The organism is Comamonas odontotermitis (assembly GCF_040396735.1).
Lineage (GTDB): Bacteria > Pseudomonadota > Gammaproteobacteria > Burkholderiales > Burkholderiaceae_C > Comamonas > Comamonas odontotermitis_C.
Genome location: NZ_JBEBNZ010000015.1, coordinates 85,539 through 109,449, shown reverse-complemented (window position 1 = coordinate 109,449; position 23,911 = coordinate 85,539). Strand labels below are relative to the sequence as shown.

At 62.1% G+C, this 23,911-nt stretch carries 22 protein-coding genes; 16 read left to right on the top strand and 6 right to left on the bottom strand.

Annotated elements, in window-relative coordinates:
* Nucleotides 1-81: 81 nt before the first annotated feature.
* Entirely contained in the window at nt 82-1,635 is a 1,554-nt protein-coding gene (locus tag ACH2DG_RS14230; RefSeq protein ID WP_395026927.1) for a fumarate hydratase, read from the bottom strand.
* 228 nt (nt 1,636-1,863) lie between these two features.
* A complete protein-coding gene (locus ACH2DG_RS14225; RefSeq protein ID WP_395026926.1) occupies nt 1,864-2,406 on the bottom strand; it encodes a DUF3617 domain-containing protein in 543 nt (180 codons plus the stop codon).
* A gap of 263 nt (nt 2,407-2,669) precedes the next feature.
* Here ACH2DG_RS14225 and ACH2DG_RS14220 point away from each other — a divergent pair, with 263 nt between their 5' ends.
* Together ACH2DG_RS14220 and fumC are read left to right on the top strand one after the other, a co-directional pair.
* The gene (locus tag ACH2DG_RS14220) at nt 2,670-2,912 is read left to right on the top strand and encodes a DUF6582 domain-containing protein (protein WP_395026925.1); all 243 of its coding nucleotides are present in this window, start codon (nt 2,670-2,672) and stop codon (nt 2,910-2,912) included.
* 41 nt (nt 2,913-2,953) lie between these two features.
* The gene (fumC, locus tag ACH2DG_RS14215; protein WP_395026924.1) at nt 2,954-4,345 is read left to right on the top strand and encodes a class II fumarate hydratase; all 1,392 of its coding nucleotides are present in this window, start codon (nt 2,954-2,956) and stop codon (nt 4,343-4,345) included.
* 87 nt (nt 4,346-4,432) lie between these two features.
* Here fumC and ACH2DG_RS14210 read toward each other — a convergent pair whose 3' ends face one another.
* Complete coding sequence (locus tag ACH2DG_RS14210; protein ID WP_395026923.1) at nt 4,433-5,332, bottom strand: alpha/beta hydrolase; 900 nt, start codon at nt 5,330-5,332, stop codon at nt 4,433-4,435.
* Between the two features lie 309 nt (nt 5,333-5,641).
* Between ACH2DG_RS14210 and ACH2DG_RS14205 the strand changes: the two genes are divergently transcribed.
* Nucleotides 5,642-6,529, top strand: a complete 888-nt coding sequence (locus ACH2DG_RS14205) for an alpha/beta hydrolase (RefSeq protein ID WP_395026921.1) — start codon at nt 5,642-5,644, stop codon at nt 6,527-6,529.
* Between the two features lie 18 nt (nt 6,530-6,547).
* Here ACH2DG_RS14205 and ACH2DG_RS14200 read toward each other — a convergent pair whose 3' ends face one another.
* Complete coding sequence (locus ACH2DG_RS14200) at nt 6,548-7,738, bottom strand: MFS transporter (RefSeq protein ID WP_395026920.1); 1,191 nt, start codon at nt 7,736-7,738, stop codon at nt 6,548-6,550.
* Between the two features lie 93 nt (nt 7,739-7,831).
* The gene (locus tag ACH2DG_RS14195; RefSeq protein ID WP_395026918.1) at nt 7,832-8,875 is read right to left on the bottom strand and encodes a GlxA family transcriptional regulator; all 1,044 of its coding nucleotides are present in this window, start codon (nt 8,873-8,875) and stop codon (nt 7,832-7,834) included.
* A gap of 247 nt (nt 8,876-9,122) precedes the next feature.
* Between ACH2DG_RS14195 and ACH2DG_RS14190 the strand changes: the two genes are divergently transcribed.
* Together ACH2DG_RS14190 and ACH2DG_RS14185 are read left to right on the top strand one after the other, a co-directional pair.
* Nucleotides 9,123-9,812 carry a YceH family protein gene (locus tag ACH2DG_RS14190; RefSeq protein ID WP_395026917.1) on the top strand — a complete coding sequence of 230 codons (690 nt, stop codon included), beginning with the start codon at nt 9,123-9,125 and terminating at the stop codon, nt 9,810-9,812.
* A gap of 139 nt (nt 9,813-9,951) precedes the next feature.
* Nucleotides 9,952-10,869, top strand: coding sequence for a Dyp-type peroxidase (locus ACH2DG_RS14185; RefSeq protein WP_395026916.1), 918 nt, complete (start codon nt 9,952-9,954; stop codon nt 10,867-10,869).
* 110 nt (nt 10,870-10,979) lie between these two features.
* Here the strand turns inward: ACH2DG_RS14185 and paaN are convergent, their stop codons facing one another.
* Nucleotides 10,980-12,635 carry a phenylacetic acid degradation protein PaaN gene (paaN, locus tag ACH2DG_RS14180; protein ID WP_395026914.1) on the bottom strand — a complete coding sequence of 552 codons (1,656 nt, stop codon included), beginning with the start codon at nt 12,633-12,635 and terminating at the stop codon, nt 10,980-10,982.
* 240 nt (nt 12,636-12,875) lie between these two features.
* On the opposite strand from paaN, the gene ACH2DG_RS14175 reads away from it, so the two are divergent.
* The 11 genes from ACH2DG_RS14175 to ACH2DG_RS14125 all read left to right on the top strand — a co-directional run bounded on the left by ACH2DG_RS14175 (nt 12,876) and on the right by ACH2DG_RS14125 (nt 23,786).
* Nucleotides 12,876-13,706, top strand: coding sequence for an enoyl-CoA hydratase-related protein (locus ACH2DG_RS14175; protein ID WP_395026912.1), 831 nt, complete (start codon nt 12,876-12,878; stop codon nt 13,704-13,706).
* Nucleotides 13,707-13,734: 28 nt separating this feature from the next.
* The gene (gene paaI / locus ACH2DG_RS14170; RefSeq protein ID WP_395026911.1) at nt 13,735-14,193 is read left to right on the top strand and encodes a hydroxyphenylacetyl-CoA thioesterase PaaI; all 459 of its coding nucleotides are present in this window, start codon (nt 13,735-13,737) and stop codon (nt 14,191-14,193) included.
* Between the two features lie 27 nt (nt 14,194-14,220).
* Entirely contained in the window at nt 14,221-15,537 is a 1,317-nt protein-coding gene (gene paaK / locus ACH2DG_RS14165; protein WP_395026909.1) for a phenylacetate--CoA ligase PaaK, read from the top strand.
* Between the two features lie 50 nt (nt 15,538-15,587).
* Nucleotides 15,588-18,044: a penicillin acylase family protein gene (locus ACH2DG_RS14160; protein ID WP_395026907.1), complete on the top strand. Its 2,457-nt coding sequence runs from the start codon at nt 15,588-15,590 to the stop codon at nt 18,042-18,044.
* Nucleotides 18,045-18,083: 39 nt separating this feature from the next.
* Nucleotides 18,084-19,100, top strand: a complete 1,017-nt coding sequence (gene paaA / locus ACH2DG_RS14155; protein WP_395026905.1) for a 1,2-phenylacetyl-CoA epoxidase subunit PaaA — start codon at nt 18,084-18,086, stop codon at nt 19,098-19,100.
* On the top strand, nt 19,097-19,393 hold the full coding sequence (gene paaB, locus ACH2DG_RS14150; protein WP_395026903.1) for a 1,2-phenylacetyl-CoA epoxidase subunit PaaB: 297 nt from the start codon (nt 19,097-19,099) through the stop codon (nt 19,391-19,393). The genes paaA and paaB overlap by 4 nt, the downstream gene beginning before the upstream one ends.
* Nucleotides 19,394-19,407: 14 nt before the next feature.
* Entirely contained in the window at nt 19,408-20,187 is a 780-nt protein-coding gene (paaC, locus tag ACH2DG_RS14145; RefSeq protein ID WP_395026901.1) for a 1,2-phenylacetyl-CoA epoxidase subunit PaaC, read from the top strand.
* Entirely contained in the window at nt 20,187-20,714 is a 528-nt protein-coding gene (gene paaD / locus ACH2DG_RS14140; protein WP_395026900.1) for a 1,2-phenylacetyl-CoA epoxidase subunit PaaD, read from the top strand. Before paaC ends, paaD begins: the two co-directional genes overlap by 1 nt.
* Nucleotides 20,715-20,729: 15 nt before the next feature.
* A complete protein-coding gene (gene paaE, locus ACH2DG_RS14135; RefSeq protein WP_395026898.1) occupies nt 20,730-21,815 on the top strand; it encodes a 1,2-phenylacetyl-CoA epoxidase subunit PaaE in 1,086 nt (361 codons plus the stop codon).
* A 65-nt stretch (nt 21,816-21,880) separates the two neighbouring features.
* Nucleotides 21,881-22,489 carry a TetR/AcrR family transcriptional regulator gene (locus tag ACH2DG_RS14130; RefSeq protein WP_395026897.1) on the top strand — a complete coding sequence of 203 codons (609 nt, stop codon included), beginning with the start codon at nt 21,881-21,883 and terminating at the stop codon, nt 22,487-22,489.
* Nucleotides 22,490-22,637: 148 nt separating this feature from the next.
* Nucleotides 22,638-23,786, top strand: coding sequence for an ABC transporter substrate-binding protein (locus tag ACH2DG_RS14125; RefSeq protein ID WP_395026896.1), 1,149 nt, complete (start codon nt 22,638-22,640; stop codon nt 23,784-23,786).
* The last annotated feature ends 125 nt before the right edge of the window (nt 23,787-23,911 follow it).

Below are 23,911 nucleotides of genomic sequence, written 5' to 3'. Positions count from 1 at the left end.
AGGCGCCTGGCACATCCTCCAAAAAGAACAAAACCGCCCAAAGGCGGTCCTGTTCACTCCGGTGCTGGGCAGCTCAGCGCATCAGGCGCCGGCCAGGGCAATGCCCTTGAACTCGCCCGAGGCGATGCGCTTGCTCCACTCGGCGGGGCCGGTATTGTGGGCGCTGGTGCCGCCGGCATCGACAGCCACGGTCACGGGCATGTCGACCACGTCAAATTCGTAGATGGCTTCCATGCCCAGGTCTTCAAAGCCCACGACCTTGGCGTGCTTGATGGCCTTGGAGACGAGGTAGGCGGCACCGCCCACGGCCATCAGGTAGGCACTCTTGTGGTTTTTGATGGCCTCGATGGCGACCGGGCCGCGCTCGGACTTGCCGATCATCGCGATCAGGCCGGTCTTGGACAGCATCATGTCGGTGAATTTGTCCATGCGGGTGGCGGTGGTGGGGCCTGCAGGGCCGACGACTTCATCACGTACGGGGTCTACGGGGCCCACGTAGTAGATCACGCGGTTGGTGAAGTCCACAGGCAGCTTTTCGCCCTTGGCCAGCATGTCCTGGATGCGCTTGTGCGCTGCGTCGCGGCCGGTGAGCATCTTGCCGTTGAGCAAGATGGTGTCGCCGGGTTTCCAGCTGGCCACTTCTTCCTTGGTCAGGGTGTTCAGATCGACGCGCTTGGACTTGTTGTAGTCGGGGGCCCATTCGATCTTGGGCCACAGGTCCAGCGAAGGTGCTTCCAGGTACACGGGGCCCGAGCCGTCCATCACGAAATGGGCGTGGCGCGTGGCTGCACAGTTGGGGATCATGGCCACGGGCTTGGAGGCCGCGTGCGTGGGGTACATGGCGATCTTGACGTCCAGCACCGTGGTCAGGCCACCCAGGCCTTGCGCGCCAATGCCCAGGGCATTGACCTTTTCGAAGAGTTCCAGACGCAGTTCCTCGACCTGATCGAGCTTTTCACCCCGGGCCGCCTTTTGCTGCAGTTCGTACATGTCCAGGTCTTCCATCAGGCTTTCCTTGGCCAAGAGGACAGCCTTCTCTGCAGTACCTCCGATGCCGATGCCCAGCATGCCCGGTGGGCACCAGCCAGCGCCCATGGTGGGTACGGTTTTCAGAACCCAGTCGACGAGGTTGTCGCTCGGGTTCATCATGATCATCTTGGACTTGTTCTCCGAGCCGCCGCCCTTGGCTGCCACGGTCACGTCGAGCTTGTCGCCGGGCACGATCTGCACATTGATGACGGCAGGCGTGTTGTCCTTGGTGTTCTTGCGGGCGAACTGCGGGTCGGCCACGACCGAGGCGCGCAGCGTGTTGTCGGGGTGGTTGTAGCCGCGGCGCACGCCTTCGTTGATGGCGTCTTCCAGCCCCATGGTGAAGCCTTCCCATTTGACACCCATGCCCACCTTGAGGAACACGTTCACGATACCGGTGTCCTGGCAGATGGGGCGCTGGCCGGTGGCGCTCATCTTCGAGTTGGTCAGGATCTGCGCCATCGCGTCCTTGGCAGCGGGGCTCTGCTCGCGCTCATAGGCGCGGGCCAGGTGCTGAATGAAGTCGGGCGTGTGGTAGTAGCTGATGTACTGGAGGGCGCCTGCGATCGAGTCGATCAGGTCCTGCTGACGGATGGAGGTGGTCATCGTGAAGCTTCTCGGGTTATGGGGGCGCCTGGCTGGCGCGGGAAAACCCGCTAATTATCGGCGCTACTCGGATTCCCGTGCAGACAAAGCCCGACAACTCTTCTATAAGACTGTCAGGAATACATGGCACGAAATGTGGCCTGCGGCGGGCTGCCGGCTGGTATAGGTGACAAAAAAGGACACCCGGAGGTGTCCTGTGCTGTGTCCCGGCGGCGTCTGCCGCGGGCTTCACTGCTTGCCGCCCATGTTCAGCAGGTTCATCTTTTGTCCATTGACGATCACGTCCCCCGGCTTCTGGTCTGCCTTGCAGGGCCCGATCCATTTGGCAGCCATGGTGGTCTTGCTGCCTGAGATGCCGGCCATTGGCGGGCTGAAGGTCGATTCGGCAGTCATCGTGTATTCCTGCTCGAAATCGCCGGACATCACGCTTTTGGATTCCAGCTTGGAAGGTCCCATCTGGCAGATGGAGTGGCCCACATACTTGTTGCCTTCCTTGGCGCTGTCATTTTTCTCGCATTTCATGCCGGCCATCATGCCTGCCCCCATCTTCTGGAGTGCCTGGTCGCTGGCCTTGTCCACACACTGCAGCGTTACCTGCTCGGGGTTCTTGGTGGCCCCGGTGGTGCCATTGGTGGTGATCTGCCACAGGCCCGCCTTGCGGGCGGGGTAGTCGAGTGCGGACGCGGTCAGCGGTATGGCTGCTGCAATCAGACAAGCTGCAACGGCGCGGGCGGTATACCGGGAGGCGATGGATGAACGAGAACTGCGCATGAAATTCCTTGATTTGGGGCTGAGTATGGCTAGTGCCCTAGGGGCAGGTGGTGCAGCCGATTATTCATGGATGACGCCATGCGCAGGTCGAAATTTGTAACCGACGTTGGTCTCCTGGATTGGCGGATGGGAGATCAGTACTGTTTGAATTGACGGCATTTCCTGTCAGGCGGGCTCGCCCAGGACATGGTGCAATGGGAAGGAGTCGCCAGTGGTGATGGCTGCGATAGCTGCCCCGCGGCTCAAGGACCAGGGAGGTTGCCATGAGTGAACTGGATACCAGGCACCGCAATGCGTTGCCCGCTGGCGAATTCGCCTTTTCCCGCCAGCGGAAATTGCCGCTGGAAGACGCATCCCATGTGCGCAACGCGGTTGCCCGTTTCAACCAGGTGGACGATGTCAGCGATGATGAGCGTGACCGTGCATGGTCGCGCATACGGAGTGCGGCCAGAAAGTTCGGTGTTGCCATCAGCGAAAAGAGCTGGCGTGAGTTGGGCAAGGGCTGAGCACAGGGTCAGGAATCATCATTTTCATCAGGAGTCATTTCATGGCGGCGGTTCGGCAGGAAAAAGATACGTTCGGTTTGATTGATGTGCCCAGCAACAAGCTATGGGGCGCGCAGACACAGCGCTCGATCCAGAACTTCAACATCAGTGGTGAACATCAGCCGCGCGAGATCATTCACGCGCTGGCCCAGGTGAAGAGGGCTTCTGCCACGGTCAACCACAAGCTGGGCCTGCTGGACGAAAGGAAAACCCAGGCCATCGTGGCTGCTGCCGATGAAGTGATTGCAGGCCAGCACCCGGATGAGTTTCCGCTGGTGGTGTGGCAGACGGGCTCGGGTACGCAGACCAACATGAATGTCAACGAGGTGCTGGCCAACCGTGCGAGCGAGCTGCTCGGCGGTGAGCGCGGCGAATCACGCCTGGTGCACCCCAATGACGATGTGAACAAGAGCCAGTCGAGCAACGACGTCTATCCCACGGCCATGCATGTGGCGGCGGTGACGGCCATTGAGCAAAAGCTGCTGCCTGCGATTGCGCAACTGCACCGTACACTCAAGGCCAAGAGCACCGAATTTGCCGACATCGTCAAGATCGGCCGCACCCATCTGCAGGATGCCACGCCATTGACACTGGGGCAGGAGATTTCAGGGTGGGTGGCGCAGCTGGAGCACGGCGAGCGCCACATCAAGGCTGCACTGCCGCATTTGTACGAGCTGGCGCTGGGCGGCACGGCGGTGGGCACGGGCTTGAATGCGCCCAAGGGCTATGCGGAAGGCGTGGCCCAGGAGCTGGCGGCCATCACCGGCTACCCCTTCATCACCTCACCCAACAAGTTTGAATCGCTGGCCAGTTGCGATGGCCTGGTGCATGCGCATGGCGCCCTCAAGACTTTGGCTGCCAGCCTGATGAAGATTGCTAACGATGTGCGGTGGCTGGCCAGTGGCCCGCGTAGCGGCCTGGGCGAGCTCTCCATTCCCGAGAACGAACCGGGCTCCTCCATCATGCCCGGCAAGGTCAACCCCACGCAGTGCGAAGCCATGACCATGCTGTGCGCCCAGGTGTTTGGCAACGACGTGGCCATCAACTTTGGGGGCGCATCGGGCAATTTCGAACTCAATGTGTTCCGTCCGCTGGTGGCGCACAACTTCCTGCAAAGCGTGCGGCTGCTGGCCGATGGCATGGTCAGCTTCAATGACCATTGCGCCGTGGGGATCGAGCCCAACCGCGAGCGCATTGCAGAGCTGGTCGGGCGTTCGCTGATGCTGGTGACGGCGCTGAACACCCACATCGGCTACGACAAGGCAGCTTTCATCGCCAAGAAGGCGCACAAGGAAGGCTCCAGCCTGCGTGATGCGGCGATTGCCAGCGGCCATGTGACGGCCGAGCAGTTCGACCAGTGGGTGGTGCCGGAGCAGATGGTCGGCAATCTGTAAGCCCCACTGGGGTGCAGCAAAGGGATCCGGGCCGGATCCCTTTTTGCATGGCCGCTTCAGGTCGGCAAGCCGTTGGGGGCGAGGTGACTATTGGTCTGCCTGCGGGCGACGTACGGTGCGGAACACATACTTCAGCGCATCACCCACGGTGCTTTCCCACACGGGCCATTCATGCTTGCCGTTGACGATGCGCAGCTCCGCAGGCTGCTTGTTCTTGCGCAGCAGGCTGTAGAGCTGGGTGGCTTCGGATTCGATCATGAATTCATCGTCATCACCGCTGTTGATGTACATCGGCACGCTGACCTTTTTGGCCAGGAACTGCTCCCACAGCACCGGGTAGTTGTAGCTTTGCCAAACCGTTCGGCTGTACGCGCCGTCGGTGTTGGGCTCGGCAAATACCTTCACAAACCGGGCTGAGGAATCCGCGGGCGGCTCAGGGTTGTAGATGGCCGGGCTCAGCAGCGCTGCGGCCTGGAACTTCTCGGGGTACTTGAGCACGTAGCGCAGCGCACCGTATCCGCCCATCGACAGGCCGCCAATCACGCGGCCGTCACGGGTCTTGAGGGTACGGTACCTGCCTTCGACATGCGGCACCAGGTCGTTGAAGAAGGCGGTTTCCATCTTTTCCTTCAGATCGACATACCAGGTGGTGCCAGCATCGGGCATCACGATGATGGCGGGCGGAATCTGGCCGGTCTGGATCAACTGGTCGGCCGTCTGCAGCAGGTTGCCTTTGACGGGCCAGTCGTTGCGCGCGCCATCATTGCCGTGCAACAGATACATCACCGGGTAGCGCAGCTTGCTGTTGGCGTCATAGCCGGTAGGCAGATAGACGTTGTAGGTCCAGCTGCGTTGCAAGGTCGGGCTGTTGAAGTCGGCAGCCTCGATGCTGCCAGCCCACACCGGTGCTGCGCACAAAGCAATGCCTGCTGCCGCTATCCATCCAGTGATGCGGTGTGGGCGGTATGAAGGGGATGGGGTGTACATGGTGTCTCCTGGTGATGTGATTGCCAACGCACTGTAGAGCGCGCAACTCCCCCGGCAAGCCCCTCCGGGCGGGCTGCCAGTCGCTCGCGCGACGCGGGGGCCGCCGTCTGGTATCAGTCTGTTGGCGATACCTGCTATTGAATTTGATGCCTCTGCGCTTTCCTAATGGCCGCGGCAGGCCTATTGCTTGATCAAGATCAGTATGGGTCAGGCGTTTTGAGGCGACAAGCTATCCAGGCTGGCATTGGCTGCTTTCCACGGGCGTACAAGCGGCAGATCGGTGACGGGCCTGATCACAAGGAGGTGGATTTGTATCGCTATTTCAGAATGTCGATGGCCGTCTGTGCTGTGGCCGTACTGTCGGCTTGCGCATTGAACGGATCGCTCACCACGCAGGAGTCGTCGTCTCCAAAGCAGGCTACGTCAACGGGCGCCATCCAGGGCTCAGCCTGGGTGCATACCGATGCCAGCCTGAAAGCGGCTGTTGAAAACGCCTGGGTGGTACTGCCTGCTTCCGTAGCCGGTGGTGCGATGTACGAAGGCCTGCTCAAGAGTGCGCCACCAACGCGCGGCAAGGCGCCATTGGTGGTGTTTGTGCATGGCTCCTCGGGGGTGACTGCAGCCGTCAAGACATGGCAGCACTGGCTCGCAGATTCGCTGGGCATTGCGAGCTTGACCGCCGACTCCATGCAACTGGCCGACCGAATGACTTACAAGTCACCCGTCGCGCCGGAAATTTATGAAAAGATTCACGCCATGCGCGCGCAGGAACTGGCTGCTGCGGTTGCTGCCATACCTGGGCTGCCTTGGGCCGATCCGCAGCAGCTGGTGATTGCCGGTACCAGCGAGGGCGCGGTGGCGGTAGCGCGTTACCAGGCAGCATTTGCGCCACAGGAGAAGGGCCGAATGATCTTCAGCTGGAGTTGTGAGGACAACTACCATGTGCAGACCCACCGCTCGCAGTTGCCGCAGGCGCTGCCGGTGCTCAACATCATGAGCAGCACCGACATGTATTTTTCCAAGGCCAACCCATGGTTGGACAACCCGGATGCAAAAGGCCATTGCGCCGAGGCCTTGGCCATGAACAAAGTCTCAAGCATTGTCTTGATTCCGGGCGCGCCACATACGCTGTTCAACTTGCCCCAAGCCCGGCAGGCCCAGGCGGGGTTTTTGCGTGGCGTTCTCGAGTTGCGCTGAGCAACCGCATCGCGCGCCTCACTCGGCCAACGCAGGCTGACGGGCCTGGCGCAGCAAAGAATAGGCCAGCGCTGCCAGCACCAGCAGCATGACCGCGTTGATCGCGGGCCAGCCCAGGGTCTGGACCAGTACGCCGCAACTGAAGGACATGGCCGCCGCACTGCCATTGTTGGCCCATTCCATCAATGGCTGGGCTTGCGGTGCCTCTTGCGGCGTGCAGGCCTGCGACAGCAGGGTCGTGCCTGCAAGAATCATCAGGTTCCAGCCCGCACCCAACAGCAAGGAGCTGACAAGAAACGGAAGGAACGCCTGTCCTGTCAGCGCCACCGTAGCGCTGATGGCCAGCAGTACTGCACCCAGCCAGGCGATGCGACGCGGGCCAAACCGATCCACCGCCTTGCCAGCAACGAGTGACGGCACAAACATGCCCAGCACATGCCACTGGATGACATGGGTGGAGTTTGCCAACGAGTGTCCCGCGCCATGCATGGCCAGCGGTGTGGCGTTCATCACCAGAATCATCAAGCCGTGACCGCAGGCGCTGAGCATGATGGCCTGGCGAATGGCGGGGCGCTGCCACAACTGGCGACGCGAAAGGCTGGTATTGGAGGCAGAGGATGCTGCACCAGCCATAGGCGCTTTCAGGCTGGCGGGAAGAAGCTGCAGCAGCGCGCAAGCCAGCAGTGCGAGGGTTGCAATCGCCACATAGGCACCCGCCATCGGCGTGGAGAGTGCCCCTGAGGCATGAATGGCCAGACTGGGAGCGAGCAGGGCGGCAGCAATGCCGCCGGCCAGTACCCAGGCTGCGGCGCTGCCCTTGTGCTGTGGCTCCATGCCATCGAGCGCCGCAAAACGGTAGAAGCCGGCTGATGCCTGGTAGCAGCCCAGCAGCACCATGGCGCCGCAAAACAGCGCAAAGCTGCCGATGCACACCGCCCAGGCAGCCAGCAGGCCAGCGGCCACACCTATCAGCGCGCCATATTGCAGGCCGCGTGCGCGGCCATGGCGTTGCATCCAGCGCGAGAGGCGGCCAATGGCCAGCAGGTTGCCGGCGACGAGCAAGGTCAGTGGTACGGTGGCGAGCACCGGCCATGGAGCCAGGCGCTGCCCCACCAGTGCTGTAAGCGCAATGCCGATGATGGAGCACGACCAGTACAGCGCCTGGGCAATGCTGAGCGTGAGCAGTTGGGGGTGGCGGCGCACGAGCATACGGAGCTTTCCTTGTTATCAAAAAATGAGCGTTTTGCGCCCTGGTGGTGGGCTCTAAGGCAGGTTTCAGCAGAAAGAGGAAGCGCCAGCCGCCTAGCCTGCGCCAAAACGCTCGGCAAAGGCCTGCGGACTGACTGCCAGCGTCTTGTGAAAGCTGCGGCGCAGGTTTTCCGGGTGACCGAAACCGCACAGTCGCGCCACCGTGGCAATCGACGCCTGCCGCTGGCTCAGCAAGGTGGCAGCGGCCTCGACCCGCACACGCTCCACATACCTGCCGGGCGAGGTTCCCAATTCCTGCTGGAACACGCGGGCCAGGGTGCGCGGCGGCAGGCAGGCCTGGGCCGCGAGTTGCTCGACGCCCAGGTCGTCGCCCAGGCGGCTGGGAATCCATTCCAGCAGGCGCGCGAGACGCGGCGCCTGGGTGGTTTCGGCGGCCAGCAATGGGCTGAACTGGGCTTGCCCGCCCGGCCTGCGCACAAACATCACCAACTGCCGCGCTACGGCGAGCGCCATGGCACGGCCCAGATCAGCCTCCACCAGGCTGATGGCCAGATCAATACCCGAGGTGACTCCGGCCGAGGTGAAGATGTGCCGCTGCTGTGGATGCGCGGCATCGTAGGTGTGGAGCCGGTCACCATCGATATGGATGTCGCGTGCGAGCCCCGCCAGATCCTGCAGGCGACACCAGTGTGTGGTGGCAGGCAGGCCATCGAGCAGGCCCGCGCGCGCCAGTACCAGGGCACCCGAGCACACCGAGCCGAGCCGCTGCACCCTGGGTGCCACGCGCTGCACCCACTGGCGCAGCGCTGCGTTGTGCTGGGCGTCCTCGATGCCGTCTCCGCCAGGAATCAGCACCGTGGTATTGGCCGCAAGGCGCAACTGGCGCAGGCCGTGGCTGGCAACCATCTGCAGTCCGCAAGACAGCATGACCGGCCCCGCATTCAGCCCCGCAAAAGTCAGCTGGTAGAAGGCTGGCATGCCCTGGCGCCTGCGCACATCGTTGGCGGTGGCAAACACCTGCATGGGGCCGGTGATGTCCAGGCTCATTGCGCGCGGGTAGGCCACGCAGACCACGCGGTGGCCTGGTTGGGCGGCACAGGTGGCGGCGTTTGAGGCGGACGGCTGGGGGGAAGGCATGCCGCCAGTGTGCGTAAAAAATGCCTTGGCAGCAATGCCATTGATCGCACAGATTCTGCCATTTTCTGAAAGCAGGTAGGCACAGTTCTGCCGCTGCTCAACAGGGTGACGGCGTTGCAGCGGCCACACACCATCGGAAAAGTGCGGTGAGAAAGAGCCGGTTGGCAATGCCTACAAAGCAGTCGGGTGGAGCAGGAATGGAATCAGAACCTGTTTACGATGTGCGCAATATTTCAGGAAACTCTTTATGCCCTTCGATCACCGCTCAAACCCGTTGACTCCTGTCAAGGCTCGTGTGCTTGCCACCCTGATGGAAAAAGCCCGGACCGTGCCGGACAGCTACCCGCTCACGCTCAATGCCCTGGTCACCGGCTGCAACCAGAAATCCAGCCGCGACCCCGTGATGGAGGTGACCGAAGGCGAAGCCGCAGAGGCGCTGGACGAGCTGCGCCAGCAGGGGCTGGCAGTGCAGATCAGCGGCAGCCGAGCCACCCGCTGGGAGCACAACTTTCCGCGCGGCGTGGGGGTGCCCGATCAATCGGCGGTGCTGCTGTCGCTCCTCATGCTGCGCGGCCCGCAGACTGCCGGGGAGCTGCGCATCAATTCCGAGCGCTGGCACCGCTTTGCAGACATTTCTTCGGTCGAGGCCTTTCTGGACGAACTGCGCGAGCGCAGCGAAGAAAAAGGCGGTCCGCTGGTGCAGCAGCTTCCACGCGCTGCAGGCGCGCGCGAGCAGCGCTGGGCACATCTGCTGTGTGGTCCCATTGATATAGCTGCGCTGCAAAGCGCAGCCGGCAGCGCACCTGCACCTGCCGGCCTGCAGCATCGTGTGGAAACCCTGGAGGCGGAAGTTGCCCAACTGCGTGCCACCGTGCAGCAGCTGTGTGACGCGCTGGGCGTGGAGAGCCCCCCGCAACGCGCGGGCGACGAGGCCTGAATGCTCTATCGACGGTAAGACAGCGCAAAGCCGAAGAAGCCGCTCGTGATGCCAGACTGGTACACAATGGGCGGTTGGAAATCACCACTGCGGGTGTGCACAAAGAGGATGCATGCCGGCCAATTCACTTGAAGATGCCATGAAGCCATTACACCAGCCAGGAATCCTGCAAGATCTGCCAGCGGTCAGCCGCTACCAATTTTGGAACGTGTCCGGTGACGCGGCAGCCGTGCGCACGGCGCTTGGCCAACTGCAGAACTGGGCCGATGGCGTGAATGCCGTGGTGGCCCTGGGCGAGCCGCTGGCGCAATTGCTGGGCGTGCAGGTACCGGGGCTGCGCAACTTTCCCTCCATCAAGGGGCCCAAGGGCGAGTTGCCGCTGACGCCGCACGCGCTGTGCCTGTGGCTGCGCGGCGGTGAGCAGGGCGACCTGCTCAAGGCGTCGCGCGAGGCGGCTGCTTTTCTGGCGCCTGCATTCACCTGCGTTCAGGTGCTCGATTGCTTCCGCCACGGATGGAATGGCAAGGATGTGGTGCGCGATCTGACGGGCTATGAAGACGGCACCGAAAACCCGAAGGATGGCGAGGCCGTGCACGCAGCCATTGCAGATGGCATGGGGCAGGGGCTGGATGGCGGCAGCTACTTTGCGGTGCAGGAATGGCTGCACGACCAGGAAGCCTTTGCACGCATGACGGCCCTGCAGAAGGACCACATGATTGGCCGCCGCCTGTCGGACAACGAGGAGCTGGAAGATGCGCCCGAGTCCGCCCACGTCAAGCGCACCGCACAGGAGAGCTTTACGCCCGAGGCGTTCATTTTGCGGCGCAACATGCCCTGGTGGCGAGTCAAGGCGGATGGCAGCGACGAGATCGGCACCATCTTTGCGGGCTTCGGCCGCAGTTTCTACGCTTTTGAGGCGCAGATGCGCCGCATGGCAGGTGAGGAGGATGGCATTGTCGATGGCCTGTTCCAGATGTCCAATCCGGTGAAGAATTCGTACTACTGGTGTCCACCCATGAAGGATGGCAAGCCGGACCTGCGCGCGCTGGGCCTGTAAGCGCCAGGCAATATGCACCGGCCATCATGGCCGTGATAGCCAAATCAAAAATGATAGCTGCCAGCGCCTGATTAGTGAGCGCTGGCAGCTTTTTTCATTGATAGACCGCGTTACACGTGAGCGCGGCGTTGCACCACCACAAAGCGGTCTGCCACAAAGGCCAGGTTGGTGTAGCTGGCGTTGGCAGCCGGATTGCCGCCGGTGGCATGGAAATCGGAGAACGCCGCCGACTGGTTGACGTAAATGCCCTGTGTCAGATTGATGGACAGCGCCACCCTGCCGCGCAGGCTGACCCGCACGGCTTGATCGATATATGCCGGGTCCTGAGAGTACACGCCCAGCGTGAGCGCGCCATGCTGCTGCAGGGTATTCTGCGCAACGGACAGGGCTGCTGCACCATCCTTGACCGCCACCAGATACGCCACCGGGCCAAAGCATTCCTGGTTGTAGATGGCGCCGTCGGCCTCGGTCAGCGCGACCAGTTGCGGCGTCTGCAATACCGCTTGCGGAAACTGCGGGTGCGCTATCTTTTGTGAAGCGTGTACCACGCGGCCTACTTGCGCAGAAGCCGCAATTCGCTCGGATGTGGCAGGCGATGCAATCGCCCCCAGTACCGCAGTGGCCACGCGCGGATCGTCCAGCAGGGAGGCCAGCGCTGCGCCCAGGTCCTGGCCGATCTGGTCAAAGCTCTTGTGCCCTTCGTTGGTGGCGATACCGTCCTGCGGAATCAGGATGTTCTGCGTGGTGGTGCACATCTGTCCGCTGTACAGCGCCAGCGTGAAGGCGAGGTTCTTCATGGTGGCCGCGTAATCGCTGGCCGATTCGAGGATGACAGTGTTGACCCCAGCCATTTCCGCATACACGCGTGCCTGCTTGGCATTGTCCAGCAGCCAGTTGCCAAAGGCGGTGCTGCCGGTAAAGTCGATCAGCGCCACCGCAGGATTGGTTGCGAGCGCCTGCGTGTCTTCGTTATGGGGACACAGGCCCAGTTGTACCACGTTGGGGTCCAGGCCTTGCTCGCGCAGCACATCACGCAGGATGGCAATGGTGACCGCCATGGGCAGCACGGCATTGGGGTGCGGCTTGACGATGACCGGGTTGCCGGTCGCCAGGCTGGCGAACAGGCCGGGATAGGTGTTCCAGGTGGGGAAGGTGGCGCAACCCAGCACCAGGCCGATGCCGCGTCCCACCACCTCGAAATGCTTTTGCATGACCAGGGGCGGGTTCTTGCCCTGCGGCTTTTCCCAGTGCGCGGATGCAGGAATGTCAGCTTGCGCCATCCATGCATAGGCAATGGCTTCGAGTGCGCGGTCCTGCGCATGCGGGCCACCTGCCTGGAAGGCCATCATCGGGCCCTGGCCACTGGTCAGCATGACGGCATGGGTGATCTCATGCGTGCGCTGGTGGATGCGGGTGAGCGCCTCCAGCAGCAGGCCGACACGGCCTTGCGCGCCCAGCGCCTGCCAGCCGGGCTCCGCCGCCTGTGCCGCAGCCACGAGATCTGCTGGTGCGCAATCGGGGTAGCGCACATCCAACGCCACGCCGTACGGCGATTGCTCGGTCGCCACCCAGCCGCGTGTAGCGGTCTGCTCAAGCGGAAAGTCGCTGTTGAAATATGCCTGGGCGGCGGCCTGGCCGTCAGCCTGCGCCGTTTCGCCATACACCTTGGGCGAAGGGTTTTCGGGAAAGGCGCTCCAGTATTCGCGGGTCTTGGCGGCGCGGACGGCTTGGTCCAGCAAGGCTTGGTGCTTGTCAAACAAGGTCATGCATGTCTCCGGGTGGGTGGTGGTGGGGTGCGAATGCTGCAATGGACGCCAGAAGGCCACCGCATGAGCCAAGGCAAATTATTTGGCGACTGCGGGTTTTCTCTGAGTCTTTTATGACTTGCATCAACACCTGAGAATCAGTATATTATTTACCGAACGGTCGGTCAAAGAGATTTGCTGAATTTTGATCGACATCAACGACAAAAGCCAGCCAGGTACCACGTTGTAGAAAGCACGGACATGCCAGAAGCGAGCCCAACCACGAATCCATCCGGCGAACCGCTGGTGCTGCAGGAGCGCCGGGGCAGCGTATGCATCATTACGCTCAATCGCCCGCAGGCGCTCAACAGCTTCACGCAGGCCATGCACCGCGCGCTGGCCTCTGCCTTGCAGGCAGCGGCTGCCGATGCCGACGTGCGCTGCGTGGTGCTGACTGGGGCCGGGCGCGGTTTCTGCGCAGGGCAGGATCTGGCCGATGAGGGTGCGGCACCAGCGCCCGCAGGCCAGGAGCCTACGGATTTGAGCGTGCTGATCGAGCGCCACTACCGGCCCCTGTGCGAGCAGTTGCGCGCCATGCCTGTTCCGGTGATTGCAGCGGTCAATGGCGTGGCGGCTGGCGCGGGCGCCAATATCGCGCTGTGCTGTGATCTGGTGGTGGCGGCAGAGTCGGCCAATTTCATCCAGGCGTTTACCAAGATTGGCTTGCTGCCCGACAGTGGCGGCACCTGGCTGCTGCCGCGCCTGGTGGGACGCCAGCGCGCACTGGGCCTGGCATTGCTGGGTGACAAGCTGCCCGCAGCCGAGGCAGAGCGCATCGGCTTGATATGGCGGTGTGTGCCGGATACCGCCTTTCTGGCGGAGGTGGAAATCCTTGCCAGCCGCCTTGCTTCCATGCCGACCCAGGCCCTCGTGACCACGCGCCGCGCCATGGATGCGGCGCAAGACCTCGAATTTTCCGCATCGCTCGCACTGGAAGCGCGCGAGCAAAAGCGGCTGGGCAGCGCCCACGACTACCTGGAAGGGGTTGCGGCCTTCATGGCCAAGCGCGCACCTGCTTTCAGCGACCGCTGATGCGTCCTGCTTGTTTTGGAGATTGACCATGGATGCCAACGCTTCCAACATGATGACTTCGCAACAGCTCGCCGAGCGCGTGCGCGACGGGATGTTTGCCCGTGACCGTGCTGCGCAGGGGCTGGGCATGCGCGTCACCCACATGGCGCCGGGCGAGGCCACCATCGAGATGGCGGTGCGCAGCGACATGCTCAATGGCTTTGACATCTGCCATGGGGGCTATATCACGACCTTGGGCGACACCGCCTTTGCCTACGCCTGCAACAGCTACAACGAAATGACGGTGGCATCGGGCCTGTCGGTGGATTTTGTAGCGCCCGGCAAGCCGGGCGACGTGCTGGTGGCCGAAGCCAGAGAGGTTTCACAGGCGGGTCGGACCGGTGTGTACGACGTACGGATCTGCAATGGGGCGGGAGAGGTGATCGCCCTGTTCCGGGGGCGTTCATACCGCATGAAGGGCAAGCAGACCGTACCCGCCCAAGACTGATTGTCAAGATGCCTAGAGGTTCCCAACATGAATGACCGAGTTTCCCCAGCCAGCGTGTTCGACCCCATAGAGACGGCCAGCCGCGACGAAATCGAGGCCTTGCAGCTGCAGCGCCTGCGCTGGTCGCTGCAGCATGCCTATGACAACGTACCGCACTACCGCCAGGCCTTTGATGCCAAAGGCGTGCATCCGTCGGATCTGAAGAGTCTCCAGGACCTGGCCAAGTTTCCATTCACCACCAAGAAAGAGTTGCGCGACAACTACCCCTTCGGGATGTTTGCCGTGCCACGCAACGAGGTGGCACGTGTGCATGCCTCCAGCGGCACGACAGGAAAGCCGACCGTAGTGGGCTACACGCTCAAGGACATCAATACCTGGGCTGACCTGGTGGCGCGTTCCATTCGTGCAGCCGGTGGGCGCCAGGGCGACATGGTGCATGTGGCCTATGGCTACGGCCTGTTCACTGGTGGCCTGGGGGCGCACTACGGATCAGAACGCGCCGGCTGCACCGTGGTGCCCATGTCGGGCGGACAGACGGAAAAGCAGGTGCAACTGATCACCGATTTCAAGCCTGACATCATCATGGTGACGCCCAGCTACATGCAGGTGCTGGTGGAAGAGTTCCAGCGCCAGGGGCTGGACGCTGCCGCCAGCTCGCTCAAGATCGGCATCTTTGGCGCCGAACCCTGGACCGAAGCCATGCGCAAGGATATCGAGCACAAGGCAGGGCTCGATGCCGTGGATATCTATGGCCTTTCTGAAGTGATGGGCCCCGGCGTGGCCAGTGAATGCGTGGAAACCAAGGACGGCCCGGTCATCTGGGAAGACCATTTCTACCCGGAGATCATCAACCCGGATACCGGCGAAGTGGTGGCCGATGGCGAAGAAGGCGAGCTGGTCTTTACCTCCCTGTCCAAGGAGGCCATGCCCATCATCCGCTACCGCACACGTGATCTGACGCGCCTGCTGCCGCCGACGGCGCGCTCCTTCCGCCGCATGGGAAAGATTGTGGGGCGCAGCGACGACATGATGATCATCCGTGGCGTCAATGTCTTTCCCACCCAGGTGGAAGAGATTGTGCTGGCGCACCAGAAGCTCACCGGCGTGTACCAACTGCATATCAACCGCGAAGGGCTGCTGGACACTGTGGAGGTGCATTGCGAACTGGTGCCCGCGCTGCGCGGCATGGCCGATGGCGAGCGCACTGAAATCGCGCAATGGGTGCAGCACCGCATCAAGACGCTGGTGGGCATCTCCACGACGGTGCGGGTGTTCGATCCGGACGGCATTGAGCGCACGCAGACCGGCAAGGCCCGGCGCGTGTTCGACAAGCGGCCCCGTTGATGGCCTGACAGACCATTGTTCAACTCGATTCCCTGCCACAGGCCAGCCCCATGAACTTCACGCTCCGCCGCATTTCCCTGATCACTGCTGCCGCATTGCTGGCCGTGGGCTGTGCCTCGACCGCGATTGCCCCGATGGGCGCTGCAACGACGCATGGCCAGGTCACCATCAAGCGTGATGACTTTGGTGTGCCGCATGTATACGCCAATGACGTGCGTGGACTGTTCCATGGCTTTGGCTATGCAGTGGCGCAAGACCGCCTTTTCCAGATGGAGATGGCGCGCCGCGCTGTACTGGGCACCGTCTCCGAAGTAATGGGGCCTGCCTACGTCGCGCTCGACAAGGGCAGCCGTGCCAGTTTCTCGCCGGAATCGATCAGAGGCCAGATGGCCCGTCTGTCACCAGACGACAAGGCCATCTTCGATGGCTATGCCGCCGGCTTCAATGCCCGCGTGAACGAGGTGCTGGCAGCGCGTGCCACCCTGTTGCCAAGGCAGTTCATCGACGCCGGCTTTGAGCCCAAGGCCGACTGGACGGGCTACGACGTGGCCATGATCTGGGTCGGCACCATGGCCAACCGCTATTCCAATGTGAGCAGCGAGCTCGCCAATCTGCGCCTGCTGGAGCAGTTGCGCAAGGCCAAGGGCGATGTGCAGGGCAGGCAGTTGTTCGACCAGATCCGCTGGGTGGAAGACCTCCTGGCTCCTACCACGGTGCCTCGCATCAATGGTGCCATCCGGCAGGTTGTAGCGAATGACGGGCACCTGGCCAGGCTTGCGCCCGTCTCGCCAGAATTGCTGGCAGCGCGCGACGAAATGGATGCCGCGCACCGAGGCGTTGCGCAGCCCTGGCAGCGCCCAATTGCCAGCAACCTCTGGATCGCCGGCCCCCAAAAGACGAGTGACGGCAGCACGGTCTTCATCAATGGGCCGCAGTTCAACTGGTTCAACCCGTCATACGTGTTTGGCATCGGCCTGCACGGCGCAGGTTTCGATGTGACCGGAAACACCCCCTTTGCGCACCCTGTGGTGCTGTTCGGCACCAACGGCAAGATCGCCTGGGGCGCCACAGCGGGCCCGCTGGATGTGAACGACATGTACCAGGAGCAGCTGAACCCGGCCAATCCACATGAGTACCGTTTCAACGGCACGATGCGGGCCATGGCCAAGCGTACCGAGACCATCAAGGTCAAGGCAGAAGCCGACCAGAGCCTGGATATTTTTTCGACGGTGCATGGCACGGTCACCAACTTCGACATACCCAACGGCGTTGCCTACTCGATGAAGCGCAGTTGGGACGGCTACGAGCTGGAGTCCCTGCTGGGTTGGATCCACTCGATGCGGGCGCAGAACTGGCAGCAATGGCTGGCCCAGGCTTCGCGCGTGGCCATCACCATCAACTGGTATTACGCAGACACCGAAGGGAACATCGGTTACGTGTCGCCCGGTCGCCTGCCGATCCGCCCTGCACACCAGGACATCCGCCTTCCTGCATTGGGCGACGGTTCCATGGAGTGGGAAGGCATCCGGCCCTTCCGCGAGGACCCGCAGGTGCTCAATCCGGAGCAGGGCTATGTGGTGAACTGGAACAACCAGTCGGCACCCGGCGCCGTGAGTGACGGCGGCAACTATTCGGTGGTGGACCGTGTGCACGAATTCAGCGCCAGGCTCAATGCCAAGGCCCGTCTCACCCCCGAGGAGTTGTGGGACCTCAACCGTGCCACCGCCTACGCAGACACCAATGCGCGCTATCTGCTGCCCTTTGTCGCCGAGGCCACGCGCGGCCTGCCGCCCAATGATCCGGCCCGCCGCGCAGCGCAACTTCTGGCTGGCTGGAACATGCTCAATGAAGACCCATCGGAGCGCGGCAGCTATGACAGCCCGGCCACGACGCTGATGATGACCTGGCTGCCGGTTCTTTTCAAGACCGTATTGGCCGATGATCTGCCGCCTGAGGTGTTTGCCGCCTATGCAGGTGGCGGCTATGCAGGCGATACGCAGGTGGCGAGCATTCGGCCAGGCAATGGGCTCAAGCTGGTCTACAACGCGCTCCTAGGTGCCAAGGCGGGTGTGCCGCAGACCTTTGACTTCTTCAATGGCAGGGATAAGAACGCAGTACTGCGCGCTACGCTGGCCGAAGCCGTGAAAGCGTTGGAGCAGCGCCATGGCGCGGATACCGCCGCATGGCGTACGCCTGTCACCCGGCATGTTTTTCTGACCAAGAACTTCATCGGTGCGCCGCAAGCCAATGCCGATGAGTTGCTCACGCTGCCAAGCTATATGAACCGCGGTACCCAGAACGACAAGGTGGTGCTCGGTGCCAAGGGCGTGAGCCTGTGCACTGCTGCACCACCCGGCCAAAGTGGCTTTGTTGCGCCGGATGGCACCAAATCGCCGCATTACGCCGATCAGATGGAGCTGTTCAAGAACTTTGGCTGCAAGCGCGAAGCGCTGACGGCTGCCGAAGTGGATCGCCGCGCCACATCGGTTCAGGTGCTCCGCTATTGAGCAAATCCAGTACGACCCACACACTTGAGGAGGTTCACCATGTACACCCAAGCCATGGACACCATGGGTAAAGAGCCGGGAGACGGCAACAAGCCCGTTCGCTCCGCCCAAGAGGCGCACCTGCAGGAGCGCTTTGATGAGCGCATCGACGCGGGCGAGTTCATCGAAGCCAAGGACTGGATGCCCGACCATTACCGCAAGACCTTGCTGCGCCAGATCAGCCAGCACGCGCATTCGGAGATCGTCGGCATGCTGCCCGAGGGCAACTGGATCAGCCGTGCGCCCACCCTCAAGCGCAAGGCCATTCTGCTGGCCAAGGTGCAGGACGAGGGCGGCCATGGCCTGTATCTGTACGCGGCGGCTGAAACCCTGGGCACCTCGCGTGACCAGATGCTCGACGCGCTGCACAGCGGCAAGGCCAAGTACAGCTCCATCTTCAACTACCCCACGCTGACCTGGGCCGATATCGGCACCATCGGCTGGCTGGTGGATGGCGCGGCCATCATGAACCAGGTGCCGATCTGCCGCTGCTCGTATGCCCCGTATGCACGCGCCATGATCCGCATCTGCCGCGAGGAGAGCTTTCACCAGCGCCAAGGATTTGATGCGCTGCTCACGATGATGAAGAACGGCACCCAGGCACAGAAGGACATGGTGCAGGACGCGGTCAACCGCTGGTGGTGGCCGTCGATCATGATGTTCGGCCCACCCGATGACCAATCACCCAACAGTGCGCAATCGATGCGCTGGGGCATCAAGCGTGTCTCCAATGATGAGCTGCGCCAGAAGTTCATCGACGCGACCGTGGAGCAGGCACAGATTCTGGGCGTGACTCTGCCGGATCCGGAGCTGAAATGGAATGAGGCGCGTGGTGCCCATGACCACGGGCCCATCGACTGGGATGAATTCTGGCGCGTGATCGCCGGAGACGGGCCCTGCAACCAGGAGCGGTTGGGTGCCCGTGTGCAAGCCTGGGACAACGGGGCCTGGGTGCGCGAAGCAGCGCTGGCCCACGCCCGCAAACAACAGAGTCGCGCCATCAAGGAGGCCGCATGAACGACAGCATCAAAAAGGAATGGCCTCTGTGGGAGGTATTTGTGCGCAGCAAGGCAGGCCTGGACCACAAGCACTGCGGCAGCCTGCATGCAGCGGACGCCAGAATGGCCATCCAGATGGCGCGTGATGTGTACACCCGTCGGCAGGAAGGCTGCAGCGTGTGGGTGGTGCAGTCCGAACAGATTGTGGCGAGCGATCCCGGTGACAAGGACATGTATTTCGATCCTGCGGAAGACAAGGTGTATCGCCACCCCACCTTCTTCCAGTTGCCCAAGGAAGTGGATCACATGTGATCCCGGGAGAAACCATGCCTGCTGAATCCATACAACTTGCCCTCACGCCCGCGACGCAATACCTGCTGCGCATCGGTGACAGCTGTCTGATCCTGGCCCAACGCATCAGTGAATGGTGTGGCCATGCACCGGTCCTGGAAGAGGACATCGCCATGTCCAACATTGCGCTCGATCTGATCGGGCAGGCGCGCGCCGTGCTCACACGGGCCGGGCAGGTGGAAGGGGGTGGCCATGACGAAGACCAGTTGGCTTTCCTGCGCAATGAACGCGATTACTTCAATGTGACGCTGGCCGAGTTGCCGCGCGGGGATTTTGCATTCGCCGTGTTGCGCAACACCATGCTCGCCACGTGGCTGAAGCTGCTGTGGGAGCGGGTGAGCGTGGAGAGCTGCGATGAAGAACTGCGTGCCATTGCCGCCAAGGCCGTGAAAGAAGTGCGCTACCACCAGCAGCACTCCGCAGACTGGGTGGTGCGGCTGGGTGATGGTACGGACGAGTCACGCACCCGCATGGAAGCTGCGATCAAGCAACTGTGGCGCTATGCGCCAGAGCTGTTTGATACCGACGCAGCTGACGAGGCCGCCGCAGATGCTGGCTGGGGCCCGCGCTGGTCCGCATTGAAGGATGACTGGTATGCACAAATGCGCGAAGTGCTGGCTGAGGCACAGTTGGCAGAGCCTGCAGCGACGCAGTTTCTGAGCGAAGGCAAGCGCGGTCGCCACAGCGAACACATGGGCTTCATCCTGGCCGATATGCAATATCTGCAGCGCGCCTTTCCCGCAGGAGCATGGTGATGCAGGCAACTGAGCTTGCGCAGGACGCCCGGGTGAGTGCCGCCTGGAAAGTGCTCCACACCGTGCTGGACCCCGAGGTGCCTGCCGTATCGGTGTGCGATTTGGGCATTGTGCGCGACGTGGTTGCCGGGGAGGCGGGGCTGGAGATCGTGCTGACGCCGACCTACTCGGGCTGCCCTGCGACCGAGGTGATCGAGAGTGATGTGCTGGCCGCCATCGATGCCGCAGGCCTGGGCCCCGCGTGGGTGACCTTGCGCCGCGCACCGGCCTGGACGACGGACTGGATCAGTGCAGAAGGCAGGCGCAAGCTGGCCGAGTACGGCATCGCGCCGCCAGGCATGGTGGACAAGGATGCCGCAGTGCCGATCCGGTTCTTCGGCCGCAGCATGAATACCGCAGCACCCGCATGCCCGCGCTGTGCAAGCGCACAGACAGAGCGGCTGTCCGCCTTTGGTGCGACTGCCTGCAAAGCCTTGTACCGCTGCCTGGCTTGCCGCGAACCCTTTGAGCACTTCAAGCCTATTTGAGTTGAGGAATCCACTATGAGCATCAGTTTCCATCCGTTGCGCGTGCGCAAGATCGAGCCGGATACGCAAGAGGCGGTGGTGGTGTCGTTTGACGTGCCAACGGACCTGCGCGAAGTATTTGGCTTTACCCAGGGCCAGTACCTGACCTTGCGCGCGAATATCGATGGCCAGGACCTGCGCCGTTCCTATTCGATCTGCGCAGGCGTGGATGACGGCGAGTTGCGCGTGGGCGTGCGCAAGGTGCGCGGTGGCGTGTTCTCCAACTGGATCAACGAACACCTGCAGCCTGGTGACACCATCCAGGTGATGGCGCCGCAAGGGCGGTTCTTTGTACCCATCGAAAGCGATGCCGCCCGCCACCATGTGGGCATTGCCGGTGGCAGCGGTATCACGCCAATTCTCTCGATCATGAAGACCGTGCTGGCGCGCGAGCCCGCGAGCCGGTTCACCCTGATCTATGGCAACCGCGCATTGCGCTCGACCATGTTCAAGGAAGAGATCGAAGACCTCAAGAACCGCTACATGTCGCGTCTGGTGCTGCAGCACGTGTTCTCCGACGAGCACACCGATGCGCCGATCAACAGCGGTACGATGAACCGTGAAAAGATCGGTGAATTTCTGGCAAGCGTGGTGCCGGCTGGTCGCATCGACCATGTCTATGTCTGCGGCCCTTTCCAGATGAACGACGAGGCCGAAGCTGCCTTGCTGGCCGCAGGGGTTGCGGAAGAGCGCATCCATATCGAACGCTTCGGCGTGGCGCTGCAGGCTGCAGGCACCGTGGGCGCTGTGGTGCACGAAGCCAAGCCAGGAGACGCCGAGGCCGCGCGCATTGTGATCATCCGCGATGGCCTGTCGCGCGAGATTCCGTTTACCAAAGGGCAACCCAGCATTCTCGATGCGGCATCTGCTGCTGGCATGGAGGTGCCGTATTCATGCACATCCGGTGTATGCGGCACCTGCCGGGCCAAGCTGGTGGAAGGCGAGGTGCGGATGGAGCGCAACTTCGCCTTGGATAAAAAGGAGGTGGCCGATGGTTTCATCCTCACCTGCCAGGCGCACCCGTTGACAGAGCGCGTTGTGCTCTCATTTGATGAGCGCTGACACCCCGTAGGGGGGAATGGTTTGAGGCATGATGAGCGCCACCACCATCAACAAGGAAAGACGCCATGGCTCGAGGACGGGCACCCGGTTACGAAGACCAGAGAGAACATATCCTGCACCAGGCTGCGGAGCTGTTTGCCCGCGCAGGCTACGCGGCGACCTCGATGAATGAGGTGGCGAGTGCCTGCGGCCTGTCCAAGCCGGCGCTCTACCATTACTTCAAGGACAAGAATGCGTTGTTGCTCGAGATTTGCGATGCGCATATCACGCGGCTGATTGCGCTGGTGGACGGGGTGGATCAGCAACTGCCTGCCGAGCCTCGCCTGCGCTTGTTGATTGAGCGCTTTGTACAGGAGTATGCCCATGCCATCAACGAACACCGGGTGCTGACCGAGGATGTGCGTTTCTTGAATGAAGAGGATCAGGAGCGGATTCTGAACGGTGAACGCCAGGTGGTGGAAAGCGTGGCACGCGCTGTGCGTGAGCTGCGCCCCCAGACGGACCAGGCCGGGCTGACCAAGGCGCTCACCATGCTGTTGTTCGGCATGATGAACTGGATGTTCACCTGGCTCAAGCCCCATGGCGCCTTGAGCTACGACACCATGGCACCTGTTGTGGCCGATCTGTTTCTGGGAGGTGTGGGGGCAGTGCAAACCCCAGGTCAGAAACGCTGAAAAATACTGGTGAAAAATTATTTAATAAGTTAAATTGTTGTGCCGTTGTGATAGCCATGGATCTCGCACCGACATTGCCCATTGCATCGCAGCCATCATCGCAATCGTAGGGGTCGTTTAGTAAGAGCCATCTTCAAGGAGACAATATATGAAGCGCTTTGCAAAACTGGGAATTGTTGCTGCTGCACTGGCTGCAGCGTGGGGTTCGGCCTGGGCCGACATCAATGTGGGTGTGGTGCTGTCGGCAACCGGCCCGGCTGCATCACTGGGCATCCCGGAGAAAAACACGATTGCGCTGATGCCGCAGACCATCGGTGGGCAGAAGGTCAACTACATCATTCTCGATGATGCGTCCGACACCACCGCAGCCGTCTCCAACACCCGCAAGCTGATCAGCGAGAGCAAGGCCGACATCATCATCGGCTCCAGCATCACGCCCAATTCGCTGGCAATGATCGACGTGGTGGCAGAAGGCAAGACACCCATGATTACCCTGGCTGCTTCGGCGAAGATCATCGAGCCGATGGATGACAGGAAGAAATGGGTCTTCAAGACGCCCCAGAACGACGGGCTGATGGCTGGCGCCATTGCAGACCATATGGCCAAGAGTGGCGTCAAGACCGTCGGCTACATCGGCTTCAACGATGCCTATGGCGAGAGCTGGTTGCAGGAATTCAAAAAGGCCGCTGAAGCCAAGGGCCTGAAGATCGTGGCGACCGAGGCCTTCTCGCGCGCCGACACGTCCGTGACCGGTCAGGCATTGAAGCTGATGGCTGCCAAGCCCGATGCGGTGCTGGTGGCGGGCTCGGGCACACCAGCGGCCCTGCCCGAGAAAACCCTCAAGGAGCGCGGCTACAAGGGTAAGTACTACCAGACCCACGGTGTGGCCAATGCCGATTTTCTGCGCGTAGGCGGCAAGGACGTGGAAGGCACCTTCCTGCCTGCGGGCCCGGTGCTGGTGGCCGATCAATTGCCTGACAGCAACCCGGTCAAGAAAGAGGGCGTGGATTACGTCAAGGCCTATGAAGGCAAGTATGGCAAGGGCACTGCGGCCACTTTTGGCGCCCATGCATGGGATGCAGGAAAGATCCTGTTCGCTGCTGTGCCCGAGGCGCTGAAAAAGGCGCAGCCTGGTACACCGGAGTTCCGCGCGGCGTTGCGCGATGCCCTGGAGCAGACCAAGAATGTGCCTGGTGCACACGGTATTTTCTCCATGTCACCCACTGACCACCTCGGCATCCAGAATGGTGTGGTGATGGTCAAGATCGAAAACGGCACCTGGAAGTACCAACCCTGATATACGCCTGCAACGCATGAAACAGGCGCGGCCCCATCTGCGAGACGGTCAGCAAGAGCCGTTTTGCTGATGGGGCCGCAGTTTCCCTTGCGGTGCGCCGCAAGGCGGCTCCGGGGTGTTTCATC

Bases quoted from the DNA above. Each gene is read 5' to 3' on its own strand.
- ACH2DG_RS14230 (WP_395026927.1), bottom strand. From the start codon at position 1,635: ATGACCACCTCCATCCGTCAGCAGGACCTGATCGACTCGATCGCAGGC.
- ACH2DG_RS14225 (WP_395026926.1), bottom strand. From the start codon at position 2,406: ATGCGCAGTTCTCGTTCATCCATCGCCTCCCGGTATACCGCCCGCGCC.
- ACH2DG_RS14220 (WP_395026925.1), top strand. From the start codon at position 2,670: ATGAGTGAACTGGATACCAGGCACCGCAATGCGTTGCCCGCTGGCGAA.
- fumC (WP_395026924.1), top strand. From the start codon at position 2,954: ATGGCGGCGGTTCGGCAGGAAAAAGATACGTTCGGTTTGATTGATGTG.
- ACH2DG_RS14210 (WP_395026923.1), bottom strand. From the start codon at position 5,332: ATGTACACCCCATCCCCTTCATACCGCCCACACCGCATCACTGGATGG.
- ACH2DG_RS14200 (WP_395026920.1), bottom strand. From the start codon at position 7,738: ATGCTCGTGCGCCGCCACCCCCAACTGCTCACGCTCAGCATTGCCCAG.
- ACH2DG_RS14195 (WP_395026918.1), bottom strand. From the start codon at position 8,875: ATGCCTTCCCCCCAGCCGTCCGCCTCAAACGCCGCCACCTGTGCCGCC.
- ACH2DG_RS14190 (WP_395026917.1), top strand. From the start codon at position 9,123: ATGCCCTTCGATCACCGCTCAAACCCGTTGACTCCTGTCAAGGCTCGT.
- ACH2DG_RS14185 (WP_395026916.1), top strand. From the start codon at position 9,952: ATGAAGCCATTACACCAGCCAGGAATCCTGCAAGATCTGCCAGCGGTC.
- paaN (WP_395026914.1), bottom strand. From the start codon at position 12,635: ATGACCTTGTTTGACAAGCACCAAGCCTTGCTGGACCAAGCCGTCCGC.
- ACH2DG_RS14175 (WP_395026912.1), top strand. From the start codon at position 12,876: ATGCCAGAAGCGAGCCCAACCACGAATCCATCCGGCGAACCGCTGGTG.
- paaI (WP_395026911.1), top strand. From the start codon at position 13,735: ATGGATGCCAACGCTTCCAACATGATGACTTCGCAACAGCTCGCCGAG.
- paaK (WP_395026909.1), top strand. From the start codon at position 14,221: ATGAATGACCGAGTTTCCCCAGCCAGCGTGTTCGACCCCATAGAGACG.
- ACH2DG_RS14160 (WP_395026907.1), top strand. From the start codon at position 15,588: ATGAACTTCACGCTCCGCCGCATTTCCCTGATCACTGCTGCCGCATTG.
- paaA (WP_395026905.1), top strand. From the start codon at position 18,084: ATGTACACCCAAGCCATGGACACCATGGGTAAAGAGCCGGGAGACGGC.
- paaB (WP_395026903.1), top strand. From the start codon at position 19,097: ATGAACGACAGCATCAAAAAGGAATGGCCTCTGTGGGAGGTATTTGTG.
- paaC (WP_395026901.1), top strand. From the start codon at position 19,408: ATGCCTGCTGAATCCATACAACTTGCCCTCACGCCCGCGACGCAATAC.
- paaD (WP_395026900.1), top strand. From the start codon at position 20,187: ATGCAGGCAACTGAGCTTGCGCAGGACGCCCGGGTGAGTGCCGCCTGG.
- paaE (WP_395026898.1), top strand. From the start codon at position 20,730: ATGAGCATCAGTTTCCATCCGTTGCGCGTGCGCAAGATCGAGCCGGAT.
- ACH2DG_RS14130 (WP_395026897.1), top strand. From the start codon at position 21,881: ATGGCTCGAGGACGGGCACCCGGTTACGAAGACCAGAGAGAACATATC.
- ACH2DG_RS14125 (WP_395026896.1), top strand. From the start codon at position 22,638: ATGAAGCGCTTTGCAAAACTGGGAATTGTTGCTGCTGCACTGGCTGCA.